Here is a 13,132-nt window from a genome sequence, read left to right as displayed (position 1 = left end):
ATTATTTTATTGGTTCGATAACTAAATATCGATTTGGGTCTGTTCCGACCGAGTAAGTTTCAATATCCACTCGAACGGATAATGCATTATGAATAATTTTTCTTTCAAAAGAGGACATTGGCTCAAATTCTACTTTATTCCCAGTTCTTACTGCTTTATCTGCCATTCGTTCTGCTAATTGTTCTAACGATTCTTGTCTACGCTCACGGTAGTTTCCAACGTCCAATTTAATAATGATGAATGAATTGGAAAACTTATTGGCAACTAACTGAGATAAACTTTCAAGAGCATTTAGTGTTTGTCCTCTTTTTCCGATTAATAGAGCAGCTTTTTTACTATTTAAGTGAAGGTGTACAAATTTCCCTTCTCTTTTTTGATCAACTGTTAAATCATCGATATTCATTTCTTTAGCAATTTCCATTACGTATTGAATTGTTTCTTCAATTGCTTGATCGTTTGTGCCTTCTATATGTTCCACCTCACCAAAAGTGGTAGTGGATATATTTTTTTCTTCTTTTATTACTTCTTCTACTTGTTGTGGAACTTCTTCTACTATTTTTTCTTCATTTTTAAGAACAGTTACTTGTACAACTGCAGGCTTAACTCCAAATCCTAGAAAACCCTTTTTACCTTCATTTAACACTGTAATTGTTACTTCTTGTTTTGTTACCCCAAGTTTTTCTAATGCAACAGTTATAGCTTCTTCTTTTGTAGGTGCAGTTTGCGTAATCTGATTCATTTTTTTGCCCCTCCCGATTTGACTGATTCAGCCTTTGGTTTGTTCCAAGGTTTATAAATGAATAAATTTTGAATAATAGAGATTATATTTCCGACAACCCAATATAGCGTTAATGCTGCGGGTAATACAATACCAAACCCCATAATCATAAACGGCATAATATACATCATTATTTTCATTTGAGGATTATCCATTGCAGGACCTGTGCGCAGAACGATGAATTGCATCACTCCTGCAAGAATTGCAAGGATAATACTTGGATCTGCTAATGCAAAGCCTAAAAAACTACCTAAATTAATTTCTGGTGTGTTATTCATCCGACTAATTGCATGGTAGAAACCGATAAGAATTGGCATTTGAATGAAAACTGGTAAACATCCAGCAGCTGGATTGATTCCTCTTTCTTTAAAAAGAGCCATCATTTCTTGTTGATACTTTTGTTGTGTTACAGCATCTTTAGAACTGTACTTCTCTTTTAACTTCTTTAATTCTGGTTGAACTTCCTGCATATTTTTGGAGCTTTTTGTTTGTTTGATCATTAAAGGTAGAATTACTAAACGTATAATAATAGTTACCGTGATGATACCTAAACCATACGTGCCTAGTAAATCTTTAAAAAATGTAATCGCAGAAACTAAAGGCCAAACAATATACTGATTCCAAAAACCTTCTGAATCTGCATAAATTGGTTGGTCAAATTCCGAACAACCGGCAAGTAATCCAGTTGCTACTATTAGTAAAAACACTAATGATAATCTTTTTTTCAACCTTCTTCCCCCTATTTAATACAAAAATATATATTCATTCTATATTACCATTTATCAGAAAGTCTTAACTAGCTTTTCTTTTTCATTGCTTTTGCTATTTTCATCACATGTTCAAGACTTTTCTTTGTTTCATGAAAATCTAATTTGGCCGCCGGATTTCTGGCGATAATAATATAGTCCATATTCGGATATATTTGATCTGTCAATTCTAAGAAGGTTTGTCTTATATATCTTTTTATACGATTTCGAACGACTGCATTACCTACTTTTTTACTTACAGATAAACCAACACGAAAATACGCTTGTTCATTTTCCAGGCAATAAACAACAAATTGCCTATTAGCAAATGATTTTCCGTTTTTAAAAATTGCCTGAAATTCCTCATTCTTTTTTACTCGTTGACTCTTGTTCATCGATTCACCTGCTTCAACTAATCGTTATAAAAGAAAAAAAGACCACTGAAATGGTCAGTGGACTTATGCTGATAATACTTTTCTTCCTTTTGCACGACGGGCTGCAAGTACGCGGCGACCGTTTTTAGTACTCATACGTGCACGGAATCCGTGGTTTTTGCTACGTTTACGGCTATTTGGTTGGAATGTACGTTTCATCTATGTGACACCTCCTGAGTGATCATCTATAAATCTTCTTTAGACAGTCTCCGATATTATATATAAAATGTATAGCTTTTGTCAATTGTTATTATTTTACCTCCCCAAAATAAAAAGAACATGTTATCCACAACTCGAATAACATCCCCTTAAAGTGCTGTGAATAAAAAATAAACGCAAAAAAATTATCCACATAGCTTATAAACATGTTTTGAACATACCAATAGCTTGTGGACAACTTGTATTGTTAATATTTTTTCTTTTGTGGATAAGTCCGAAATAGCTTGTAATCTCTTTGTTTTTTTGATACGATATTTGTGTTTTACTTTTCTAGCAAAATTTCACTGAAAAACATTATCCACAATTGTTGATAATATGTGGACAAGTTTTTTACCATACGTTTATAATGTTTATCCACAGCTGGTGGATTTGTGTATATCTTATTTATTTATACATATTTATTATCCTAATGAGAAGGAGATTAGATTATTGGAACATTTAGAAGAACTATGGGCTAAGGTTCTCTCTGAAGTAGAAAAAAAGACATCTAAACCTAGTTTTGAAACTTGGTTAAAGTCAACAAAACTACTTTCATATAAAGGAGAAACAGTAACGATCGCTGCCCCTAATTCCTTTGCTAGGGATTGGCTTGAAAATCACTACGTTCATCTAATTGCTGGTATATTAACTGAGTTAACAGGCAATGAACTACTTATTTCTTTTGTTGTACCGAAGAATCAAGATTTTGATGATTTTGAAATACCAAAACCGAAAATCCCTGCAAATCAAGATGATCAACCTGATTTTTCACCTGGAATGTTAAATTCCAAATATACTTTCGATACATTTGTAATAGGATCTGGAAACCGCTTTGCTCACGCTGCATCTTTAGCGGTAGCAGAGGCACCTGCAAAAGCATATAATCCTCTATTTATCTATGGAGGAGTAGGATTAGGTAAAACCCACTTAATGCATGCGATTGGTCATTATGTCCAAGAACACAATCCAAATGCAAAAGTGGTTTATTTATCTTCTGAAAAATTCACGAATGAATTCATAAACTCTATTCGAGATAACAAAACAATTGAGTTTCGCAATAAATACCGAAATATAGATGTGTTATTAATAGATGATATTCAGTTCCTTGCCGGAAAAGAATCAACCCAAGAAGAATTTTTTCATACTTTTAATGCATTACATGAAGAATCGAAGCAAATTGTCATTTCAAGTGACCGACCTCCAAAAGAGATTCCAACACTAGAAGATCGATTACGCTCACGTTTTGAATGGGGATTAATAACAGATATTGCTCCGCCAGATTTAGAAACGAGAATTGCTATTTTACGCAAAAAAGCTAGAGCAGATGGACTAGATATTTCTGATGAAGTAATGGCTTATATTGCAAATCAAATCGATTCCAATATTCGAGAATTAGAAGGAGCATTAATACGAGTAGTTGCGTATTCATCCCTCATAAATAAAGATATAAATTCCGATCTAGCAGCTGAAGCACTAAAAGATATTATGCCAAATGCTAGGCCAAGAATAATTACAATACTCGATATTCAAAAGGTAGTTGGAGAACATTTTCATATAAAATTAGAAGATTTCACTGCCAAAAAACGTACAAAATCAATTGCGTTTCCTCGCCAAGTAGCAATGTATCTGTCTCGCGAGTTAACGGATTTTTCTTTGCCTAAAATAGGAGAAGAATTTGGAGGACGTGATCATACAACCGTAATCCATGCACATGAAAAAATTTCAAAAATGTTAAAAGATGATGGTGGCCTACAAGATGATGTAAAACAAATAAAATCTATTTTAGGGAGATAAATTAGATTGTGGATAAGTTGATGACTTTCCATCCTCTTTAACCACAACTTGTACACATGTGGATAGTTTGTCGTGAGTAAGAAAAAATAGACTTATCAACAAATCCACAGGCCCTATTACTATAACTATTAATCTTTTAAATAAATAATAATTATATAAGTGAGGTATAAAAATGAAATTCGAAGTAATGAGAGATAGTTTGTTGGAAGGATTAAATGATGTAATGAAAGCAGTTAGTTCGAAAACAACTATTCCAATATTAACTGGTCTCAAATTAGAAGTTACAAAGAAAGGACTTTATATTACAGGAAGTGATTCTGATATCACTATTCAAACGTTTATTCCGATTGAAAAAGATGGAGAACAAATAATTCAAATTACTGAAACTGGTTCAATTGTTTTACAAGCTAGAGTATTTAACGAAATTGTACGTAAATTACCTACAAATGATGTAGAAATCGAAGTAACAAATCAATTTCAAACACATATTCGCTCTGGTAAATCTGAATTTAGTTTAATTGGATTAGATGCATCTGAATATCCATTACTTCCACAAATTGAAGAAGACCGTCAATTTTTCATGCCTTCAGACTTATTAAAATCGATTATTAAAGAAACTGTATTTGCAGTATCTACTTCTGAAAGTCGCCCAGTACTCACAGGTGTAAACTGGCAAGTGAAAGATGGCGAATTACACTGTGTAGCAACAGATAGTCATCGATTAGCAAAAAGAAAAACTGCAATTAAAGACTTACCAGAAGAAGAATATAGTGTTGTTATTCCAGGTAAAAGCCTAAATGAATTAAATAAAATTTTAGAAGAAACGTCTTCTGAAGTTGCAATTGTAATGACACAACAGCAAATTTTATTTAAAACAGGAGATGTATTATTTTATTCAAGATTACTTGAAGGAAATTACCCAGATACATCTCGATTAATTCCAAACGAATATAAAACAACTATATTAGTAAATGGAAAATCCTTACTACAAGCAATTGATCGTGCTTCTTTACTTGCAAGAGAAGAAAGAAATAATGTTGTTCGTTTTTCCACAATGGGACAAGGTTTTGTAGAAGTATCTTCTAATTCACCTGAAATAGGAAATGTAGAAGAACAAATTCAAGCGGGGTCTATCGAAGGAGAAGAATTAAAAATTTCGTTCAGTGCAAAATATATGATGGATGCTCTTAAAGCAATTGATGGACAAGATGTGAAAATATTATTTACAGGTGCGATGAGACCATTTGTATTGAAGTCCGTTCATGATGACTCTATTTTGCAACTGATTTTACCTGTAAGAACGTATTAATTTTAACGTAATAATTAATTTATAAAGATAGATAGTCACTGTTGTGACTATCTTTTTTACTTATTCGGCTATTTAGAGTAAAATGAAGGGATAATGAAAATGAGAAGAGGTTGAAATACTTTTGGAAGAGATTCGATTTGACTCAGAATTTATCACACTTGGTCAATTATTGAAAATGACAGATGCAATAGATTCGGGTGGGATGGCCAAATGGTTCTTAAGCGAACATATCGTTTATGTAAATGGTGAAGTAGATCAACGAAGAGGTCGAAAACTTCGAAATAAAGACATTGTGAATATACCTGGAGTAGGAAGATTTCAAATGGTTGGACCAGAGAACGGGGATTGATATGTATATCGAAAGATTAGAATTAAAAGATTACCGTAATTATGATTCAATTCAATTGGATTTTTCCTCTAAAATTAATGTCCTTATTGGAGAAAATGCACAAGGGAAAACGAACTTAATGGAGTCACTCTATGTATTATCGATGGCAAAGTCACATAGGACTGCAAATGATAAAGAATTAATACGTTGGGAAGCAGACTATGGTAAAATAAAAGGTGGTATCCAAAAAAAATACGGACACATACCTTTAGAGTTGACATTGTCTAAAAAAGGTAAAAAAGCAAAAGTAAACCATTTAGAGCAAACTAAACTGAGTAATTATATAGGACAGCTGAACGTCGTAATGTTTGCTCCAGAGGATTTATATTTAGTAAAAGGAAGCCCACAAGTTAGAAGAAGATTTCTTGATATGGAGATCGGTCAAATTTCCCCTGTGTATTTACATGATTTACTTCATTTCCAAAAGGTATTAAAACAACGAAATCATATTTTAAAACAGCATCAAGGGAAATCATTATTAAATGATGTCATGTTTGATGTTTATACAGAACAATATATAGATTCGGCAGTAAAAGTTATTCAAAAAAGGTTTCAATTTATGGATTTATTACAAAAATGGGCAGAACCAATTCATTTTGGTATATCTAGAGGATTAGAAAAATTGACCGTTTCGTATAATTCAGCATCAGGTATTAAAGCAAATTGGTCAGAGATAGAAATGAAAGACCATCTTGAAAAAAAGCTATTTGAAAATCTTAAACGAGAGCTTGATCGTGGGGTAACTTTAACAGGTCCTCATCGAGATGATCTTCAATTTTTTGTAAATGACTATGATGTACAAACATATGGGTCACAAGGGCAACAGCGAACAACTGCCTTGTCTTTAAAGTTGGCAGAGATTGAACTTATAAAACAGGAGGTAGGAGAAGCTCCTGTTTTATTGCTAGATGATGTTTTGTCTGAACTGGATGATTATAGACAGTCACATTTGTTAAACACTATACAAGGGGATGTCCAAACGTTTGTCACAACGACAAGCGTAGATGGTCTAGCACATGAAACAATCCAACGTGCTCAAATGTTTCATGTGGAACAAGGAGCAGTTGTAGTTAGATAAAATTATTACATTTTAACGTTTTTCTTTATCCTTACAAAATAGATAAAATATTATAAATTCAAGTCATTGTTTATAAGGCTGTCATTCAAAATATTTCAGTTTAAAAAATTTTAGTAATTTAAGAATAGTTAGATTCACCATTATTGAAGTGATGAAAGAGTGGGTGAGCAAGTTGGCAATGGAAGAAAAAGAACTAGAAACATCTTATGATGCGGATCAGATACAAGTACTAGAAGGTCTAGAAGCAGTTAGAAAACGTCCAGGAATGTATATCGGTACTACCAGTTCAAAAGGACTTCACCATCTTGTATGGGAAATTGTAGATAACAGTATCGATGAAGCACTTGCTGGGTATTGTGATCATATTATTGTAACGATAGAAAAAGACAATTGGATCCGCGTTGAAGATAACGGACGTGGTATCCCTGTAAGTACGCAAGAAAAGATGGGGAAACCTGCTGTTGAAGTCATTATGACCGTTCTTCACGCTGGAGGTAAGTTCGGCGGTGGCGGCTATAAAGTTTCAGGTGGTCTTCATGGTGTTGGTGCTTCTGTTGTAAATGCACTTTCTGAGTTTACAGAAGTATATGTCAAACGTGATGGAAAAATTCATAGCATTAAATTTGAAAGAGGAGATGTTATATCTCCTTTAGAGATTATTGGCGATTCAGAAGAAAATGGAACAACGACAAGATTTAAAGCAGATGCAGAGATTTTTACTGAAACAACTATTTATGAGTATGAAGTTTTGGCACATCGTGTCCGTGAATTAGCTTATTTAAATCGTGGCTTATCTATTACTATTGCGGACGAACGAGAAGGTCAAGAGAAATCCGTTAAATATTATTATGAAGGCGGAATTAAATCATACGTTGAAGATTTAAATAAATCCAAAGAACCGATTACGGAAGAAGCAATTTTCGTAGAAGGAGAGAAGGATGGAATTTCCGTAGAAATTGCAATGCAATATAACTCGGGATATTCATCTAATATATTATCATTTGCAAATAATATTAATACGTACGAAGGCGGGACACATGAATCGGGGTTCAAAACTGCTCTAACTCGTGTAATTAATGACTATGCTAGAAAAAATGGTTTGTTAAAAGAGGCAGATACCAATTTAACTGGAGATGATGTGCGAGAAGGCTTGACAGCCATTGTTTCAGTTAAGCATCCAGACCCTCAATTTGAAGGACAGACTAAGACGAAACTTGGGAACTCTGAAGTTAGTACGATTACAAATAGTTTGTTTTCAGAGGGCTTCGATCGATTCTTGTTAGAAAACCCACAGGTTGCTCGAAAAGTTATTGAAAAGGGTTTGATGGCAGCTAGAGCGCGCGTTGCTGCGAAAAAGGCACGTGAGTTTACACGTAGAAAATCAGCATTAGAAGTTTCTAGTCTTCCAGGGAAACTTGCAGATTGTTCTTCTCGAGTTCCTGCAGAAAGTGAACTATATATCGTAGAAGGTGATTCTGCTGGAGGATCAGCAAAATCAGGTAGAGATCGTCATTTCCAAGCAATCCTACCGTTACGTGGGAAAATCTTGAACGTAGAAAAAGCTCGTTTAGATAGAATTTTAGGAAATGCTGAAATTCGTGCAATGATTACAGCACTTGGTACTGGAATTGGAGAAGAGTTTACTTTAGAAAAAGCTCGTTACCATAAAATTATTATTATGACTGATGCAGATGTCGATGGTGCACATATTCGAACTTTATTGCTCACTTTTTTCTTCCGTTTTATGAGACCGTTAATCGAAGCTGGGTATGTGTATGCAGCTCAACCACCTTTATATCAAGTGAAACAAGGAAAGCATATTGAATATTGCTATAATGATGAACAACTAAAAGAGATTTTAGACCGTTTGCCGAAAACTTCAAAACCAAATATTCAACGATATAAAGGACTAGGAGAAATGGATGCAGATCAGCTATGGGAAACAACAATGGATCCAGAAGTGCGTACATTACTCCAAGTGAATTTAGATAATGCGATGGAAGCCGATTCTGTCTTTGAACAACTTATGGGTGAAGAGGTAGAACCACGACGTCTATTTATCGAAGAAAATGCTGTATACGTGAAAAATTTAGATATATAAGAATGTGTGTGACTGGAGGTCTTTAGGATGTCAGAACAACCGAATAAAGGTGTCAAGGGGATCAATATTAGTCAAGAAATGAAAACATCGTTTCTTGACTATGCGATGAGTGTAATTGTATCCCGCGCATTACCAGACGTTCGTGACGGGCTAAAACCTGTACATAGACGTATTTTATACGGAATGCAAGAATTGGGAAATACTCCGGATAAACCTCATAAAAAATCTGCTCGTATAGTGGGAGATGTAATGGGGAAATACCATCCACATGGTGACTCTTCTATTTATGAAGCAATGGTACGTATGGCGCAAAATTTTAGCTATCGTTATATGTTAGTAGATGGACATGGTAACTTTGGATCGGTTGATGGTGACGGAGCAGCAGCGATGCGTTATACGGAATCGCGCATGTCTAAAATTGCTTTGGAGTTATTGCGCGATATTAACAAGAATACAATTGATTATAAAGATAACTATGATGGACAAGAAAAAGAACCTGTTGTTTTACCAAGTCGATATCCGAACTTACTAGTAAATGGTGCTTCTGGAATTGCGGTAGGGATGGCTACGAATATTCCTTCACACAATTTAGGTGAAGTTATCGATGGAGTGTTAGCATTATCCGAAAATCCCGCAATTACAATAGACGAACTGATGGGAATTATTCCAGGTCCAGATTTCCCTACTGGAGGGATTATTTTAGGTCGAAGTGGTATTCGTCGTGCATATGAGACAGGAAGAGGATCTGTATTAATTCGTGCTAAAGTCGAAATTGAGCAAAAACCTAGTGGCAAAGAAGTAATTATCGTTACGGAGTTACCTTACCAAGTAAACAAAGCTCGTTTAATAGAAAAAATTGCAGAATTAGTTCGTGATAAAAAAATTGACGGTATTACGCATTTAGCTGATGAATCTGACCGTAATGGGATGAGAATTGTCATCGAAGTGCGAAAAGATGCAAATTCACATGTTCTATTAAATAATTTATATAAACAAACCGCTTTGCAATCAAGTTTTGGTGTTAATATGCTCGCACTTGTAGACAACCAACCAAAAGTGTTGAACATAAAAGAAATGATTTATCATTACTTAGAACATCAAAAAGTAGTTATTCGCCGCCGTACTCAATATGAATTAAATAAGGCAGAAGATAGAGCTCATATTTTAGAGGGATTACGAATTGCTTTAGACCATATTGATGAAATCATTGCGTTAATTAGAGCTTCCCAAACTGGAGAAGAAGCAAAACACGGCTTAATGGAAAAATTCAATTTGTCCGATCGTCAGGCGCAAGCAATCTTAGATATGCGTTTGCAACGTTTAACTGGATTAGAACGAGATAAAATTGAAGATGAGTATAATGCATTAATTAAATTAATCGAAGATCTAAAATTCATTTTAGCGAATGAATATCGCGTACTTGAAATTATTAGAGAAGAGATCACTGAAATTAAAGATCGCTTTGCAGATAAACGTAGAACAGAAATTGTTGCTGGAGGAGCAGAAGTTTTAGAGGATGAAGACTTAATCCCAATAGAAAATTCTGTGCTAACACTAACAAATAAAGGATATATCAAACGATTACCTGCCAATACGTATAAGAGTCAAAAACGTGGAGGTCGCGGTGTTCAAGGAATGGGTACAAATGATGATGATTTTGTAGAGCATCTATTGTATACATCGACACACGATACGATTTTATTCTTTACAAATAAAGGGAAAGTTTATCGTGCTAGAGGATTTGAAGTTCCTGAGTATGGACGTACAGCAAAAGGATTACCGCTTATCAATTTGCTCGGTATTGAAAAAGATGAGCAAGTTACAGCAATGATCCCAATGGCATCGTTTGAAGAAGATAATTATTTCATCTTCACTACCAAACAAGGTGTAACTAAACGTTCTCCTGTATCTGGTTTTGCCCATATCCGAGCAAATGGTCTGATCGCCATTTCCTTACGCGAGGAGGATGAGCTGATTGCTGTACGTTTAACAGACGGAAGCAAGCAAATCATTATTGGTACTCGTCAAGGTAAATTATTACGATTCGAAGAAACAGATATTCGTTCAATGGGAAGAACTGCTAGTGGAGTAAGAGGCATTCGACTAAAAGATGATGATTATGTTGTAGGTATGGAAATTATCGAACCTGATCAGGAAATCTTAGTAGTTACGGAAAACGGATATGGAAAACGTACTCCTGAAACTGAGTACCGTTTACAAAGTCGTGGTGGAATGGGTGTAAAAACTTGTCAAATCACTGATAAAAATGGTCCTTTATCAGCAGTAAAAGCAGTAGACGGATCAGAAGATTTAATGTTAATAACGATAAATGGTATGCTCATCCGAATGGATGTAAAAGATATATCTGTAACTGGTAGAAGTACACAAGGTGTTCGTTTAATGAGATTGTCTGAAGACGAGTTGATCGCAACAGTTGCAAAAGTAGAAAAAGAAGAAGACGAAGAAGATGAAATAAACCCAGAAGTTACTTCTGAAGAAACCAATTCATCATCAACTGAAGAAGTAAGTGAGTAAATTAAAACACTCTTAAACAAATTTGTTTAAGAGTGTTTTTACATATACATAAATAAAGAATATTTAGTATAATTAAGGAAAATTATAAGAAAAAGGAGGGAATTCAATGGATCATACTTTAGAAAATTTGGAAGAATTAAGGTTAGGAAGTGTTATTGCAGAAGATATTTTAGTAAATACAAAAACTCCTATCATTCGAAAAGATACAAAAGTTACAAGAGACCATATTCAAGTATTACGTGCATTTAATATAAATAAGGTTCCCATTGCATTGGATAATGTATTTAATAGAACCGAGGAAGAATTAAATAAATTAAACGATGAAAAAATGGACAAAAGAATTGAAGAAGTTTTACCACTAAATAATGGCAATTTTGAAAAGCAATATAATGAGGCAGTTAACAACTACCACAAGGAATTTATCTCATGGGAACTTGGTACAAAAGTAGATGTAGCAAAGTTAAGAAATATTATTATGCCTTTAGTTGAAAGAGTAACAACTGAACGACAAGTAATTTTCCATTTGAACGATTATTCTTCTATAGAAAAATATAGTGCCCATCATTCTATAGCTGTTGGAATTATATCAGGAGCACTAGCTAAAAAAATGGGGTATCCAACTGGACAAATTATTCAAATTGCAACCGCTGGTTTAATGGCCGATGTTGGAATGGCAAAAGTAGAGAGTAAAATTAGAGAAAAGAAGACATACTTAACTGAATCAGACTTCTCCGAAATTAAGAAACACACAATTCACAGTTTCCAAATGGTTAAAGATAGTCCATTATTAAAACCAGAAATGAAGCTTGCTATTTTTCAACATCATGAAAGATTAGATGGCAGTGGCTATCCAAAGGGAGATAAAATGGATAGCATTTCGATATACTCTCAAATAATTGCAGTTGCAGATGTATATCATGCAATGACATCTGAACGAATATATCGTGCAAAAAGTTCTTCTTTTAAAGTATTAGAAATGATAAGAGAAGAAGAGTTTGGTAAATATAATATTGAGGTTGTAAATGCATTGATATCATTAGCAGGTGCTTTACCTATTTCTACACGTGTTCGTTTATCAAATGGAGAAGTAGGAGAGGTAGTATTTTTACATAGAGACTCACCTATGCGACCAATGATCCGACTAATTGAAACGGGACAAATTGTTGATTTAGCTGCAAAACGATCATTATATATAGAAAATGTCTTATCTTAATCTAGTTCTAACTCTTTCCTATTCTACAAAAAAGGAAAGAGTTTTATATATTTTATAATATTGTGTTGACATGTATACCAAACCTTGATAATATAGAGAAGTCGTCAAAACAAGACGGCAACATGAACATTGAAAACTGAACATGCAAAACGTTAAGACATATAGCTTGATAGACTAACTTCGGTTAGTCCGATAGCAAACAATTTTGACATCATTTAATGATGATGCCAGCAAAACAAAATGAGCTTTTTAAGTTCTCTATTATGGAGAGTTTGATCCTGGCTCAGGACGAACGCTGGCGGCGTGCCTAATACATGCNTTCTGATTTAGCGGCGGACGGGTGAGTAACACGTGGGCAACCTGCCCTGTAGATTGGGATAACTCCGGGAAACCGGGGCTAATACCGAATAATCCATTTCCTCACATGTGGAAATGTTAAAAGACGGTTTCGGCTGTCACTACAGGATGGGCCCGCGGCGCATTAGCTAGTTGGTGAGGTAACGGCTCACCAAGGCGACGATGCGTAGCCGACCTGAGAGGGTGATCGGCCACACTGGG

The 13,132-nt window shown here is 34.5% G+C and carries 11 protein-coding genes and 1 rRNA gene (1 of these 12 cut by a window edge); 8 read left to right on the top strand and 4 right to left on the bottom strand.

Annotated elements, in window-relative coordinates; genetic code table 11:
• Nucleotide 1: 1 nt before the first annotated feature.
• The 4 genes from jag to rpmH form a co-directional block, all read right to left on the bottom strand.
• Nucleotides 2-739, bottom strand: a complete 738-nt coding sequence (jag, locus tag FG384_RS08980) for an RNA-binding cell elongation regulator Jag/EloR (protein WP_142642264.1) — start codon at nt 737-739, stop codon at nt 2-4.
• Nucleotides 736-1,506, bottom strand: coding sequence for a membrane protein insertase YidC (yidC, locus tag FG384_RS08975; RefSeq protein WP_142642263.1), 771 nt, complete (start codon nt 1,504-1,506; stop codon nt 736-738). The genes jag and yidC overlap by 4 nt, the downstream gene beginning before the upstream one ends.
• A 68-nt stretch (nt 1,507-1,574) precedes the next feature.
• A complete protein-coding gene (gene rnpA / locus FG384_RS08970) occupies nt 1,575-1,919 on the bottom strand; it encodes a ribonuclease P protein component (RefSeq protein ID WP_142642262.1) in 345 nt (114 codons plus the stop codon).
• A gap of 63 nt (nt 1,920-1,982) precedes the next feature.
• On the bottom strand, nt 1,983-2,117 hold the full coding sequence (gene rpmH, locus FG384_RS08965; protein ID WP_142540824.1) for a 50S ribosomal protein L34: 135 nt from the start codon (nt 2,115-2,117) through the stop codon (nt 1,983-1,985).
• Between the two features lie 489 nt (nt 2,118-2,606).
• On the opposite strand from rpmH, the gene dnaA reads away from it, so the two are divergent.
• The 8 genes from dnaA to FG384_RS20020 form a co-directional block, all read left to right on the top strand.
• Nucleotides 2,607-3,950 (top strand): chromosomal replication initiator protein DnaA, encoded by a 1,344-nt coding sequence (gene dnaA / locus FG384_RS08960; RefSeq protein WP_142642261.1) that lies wholly within the window; start codon nt 2,607-2,609, stop codon nt 3,948-3,950.
• A 172-nt stretch (nt 3,951-4,122) separates the two neighbouring features.
• Complete coding sequence (gene dnaN, locus FG384_RS08955) at nt 4,123-5,259, top strand: DNA polymerase III subunit beta (RefSeq protein ID WP_142642260.1); 1,137 nt, start codon at nt 4,123-4,125, stop codon at nt 5,257-5,259.
• 121 nt (nt 5,260-5,380) lie between these two features.
• Nucleotides 5,381-5,608 carry a S4 domain-containing protein YaaA gene (gene yaaA, locus FG384_RS08950; protein WP_142642259.1) on the top strand — a complete coding sequence of 76 codons (228 nt, stop codon included), beginning with the start codon at nt 5,381-5,383 and terminating at the stop codon, nt 5,606-5,608.
• Nucleotide 5,609: 1 nt separating this feature from the next.
• The gene (gene recF, locus FG384_RS08945) at nt 5,610-6,725 is read left to right on the top strand and encodes a DNA replication/repair protein RecF (RefSeq protein WP_142642258.1); all 1,116 of its coding nucleotides are present in this window, start codon (nt 5,610-5,612) and stop codon (nt 6,723-6,725) included.
• A 178-nt stretch (nt 6,726-6,903) separates the two neighbouring features.
• Nucleotides 6,904-8,826, top strand: a complete 1,923-nt coding sequence (gyrB, locus tag FG384_RS08940; protein WP_205961774.1) for a DNA topoisomerase (ATP-hydrolyzing) subunit B — start codon at nt 6,904-6,906, stop codon at nt 8,824-8,826.
• Nucleotides 8,827-8,853: 27 nt separating this feature from the next.
• Nucleotides 8,854-11,361: a DNA gyrase subunit A gene (gyrA, locus tag FG384_RS08935; RefSeq protein WP_142642256.1), complete on the top strand. Its 2,508-nt coding sequence runs from the start codon at nt 8,854-8,856 to the stop codon at nt 11,359-11,361.
• A gap of 106 nt (nt 11,362-11,467) precedes the next feature.
• Nucleotides 11,468-12,574 carry an HD-GYP domain-containing protein gene (locus tag FG384_RS08930; protein WP_142642255.1) on the top strand — a complete coding sequence of 369 codons (1,107 nt, stop codon included), beginning with the start codon at nt 11,468-11,470 and terminating at the stop codon, nt 12,572-12,574.
• 260 nt (nt 12,575-12,834) lie between these two features.
• A 16S ribosomal RNA gene (locus FG384_RS20020) occupies nt 12,835-13,132 on the top strand; its annotated part runs 168 nt beyond the window's last position; the annotation flags it as partial.

The sequence above is a fragment of the Psychrobacillus vulpis genome, assembly GCF_006861825.1.
In the GTDB taxonomy this organism is placed as follows: domain Bacteria; phylum Bacillota; class Bacilli; order Bacillales_A; family Planococcaceae; genus Psychrobacillus; species Psychrobacillus vulpis.
Note: the sequence above shows the minus strand (reverse complement) of the source record. Positions and strands in the feature narration are given on the sequence as shown.

Bases quoted from the DNA above. Each gene is read 5' to 3' on its own strand.
- jag (WP_142642264.1), bottom strand. From the start codon at position 739: ATGAATCAGATTACGCAAACTGCACCTACAAAAGAAGAAGCTATAACT.
- rnpA (WP_142642262.1), bottom strand. From the start codon at position 1,919: ATGAACAAGAGTCAACGAGTAAAAAAGAATGAGGAATTTCAGGCAATT.
- rpmH (WP_142540824.1), bottom strand. From the start codon at position 2,117: ATGAAACGTACATTCCAACCAAATAGCCGTAAACGTAGCAAAAACCAC.
- dnaN (WP_142642260.1), top strand. From the start codon at position 4,123: ATGAAATTCGAAGTAATGAGAGATAGTTTGTTGGAAGGATTAAATGAT.
- recF (WP_142642258.1), top strand. From the start codon at position 5,610: ATGTATATCGAAAGATTAGAATTAAAAGATTACCGTAATTATGATTCA.
- gyrB (WP_205961774.1), top strand. From the start codon at position 6,904: ATGGAAGAAAAAGAACTAGAAACATCTTATGATGCGGATCAGATACAA.
- gyrA (WP_142642256.1), top strand. From the start codon at position 8,854: ATGTCAGAACAACCGAATAAAGGTGTCAAGGGGATCAATATTAGTCAA.
- FG384_RS08930 (WP_142642255.1), top strand. From the start codon at position 11,468: ATGGATCATACTTTAGAAAATTTGGAAGAATTAAGGTTAGGAAGTGTT.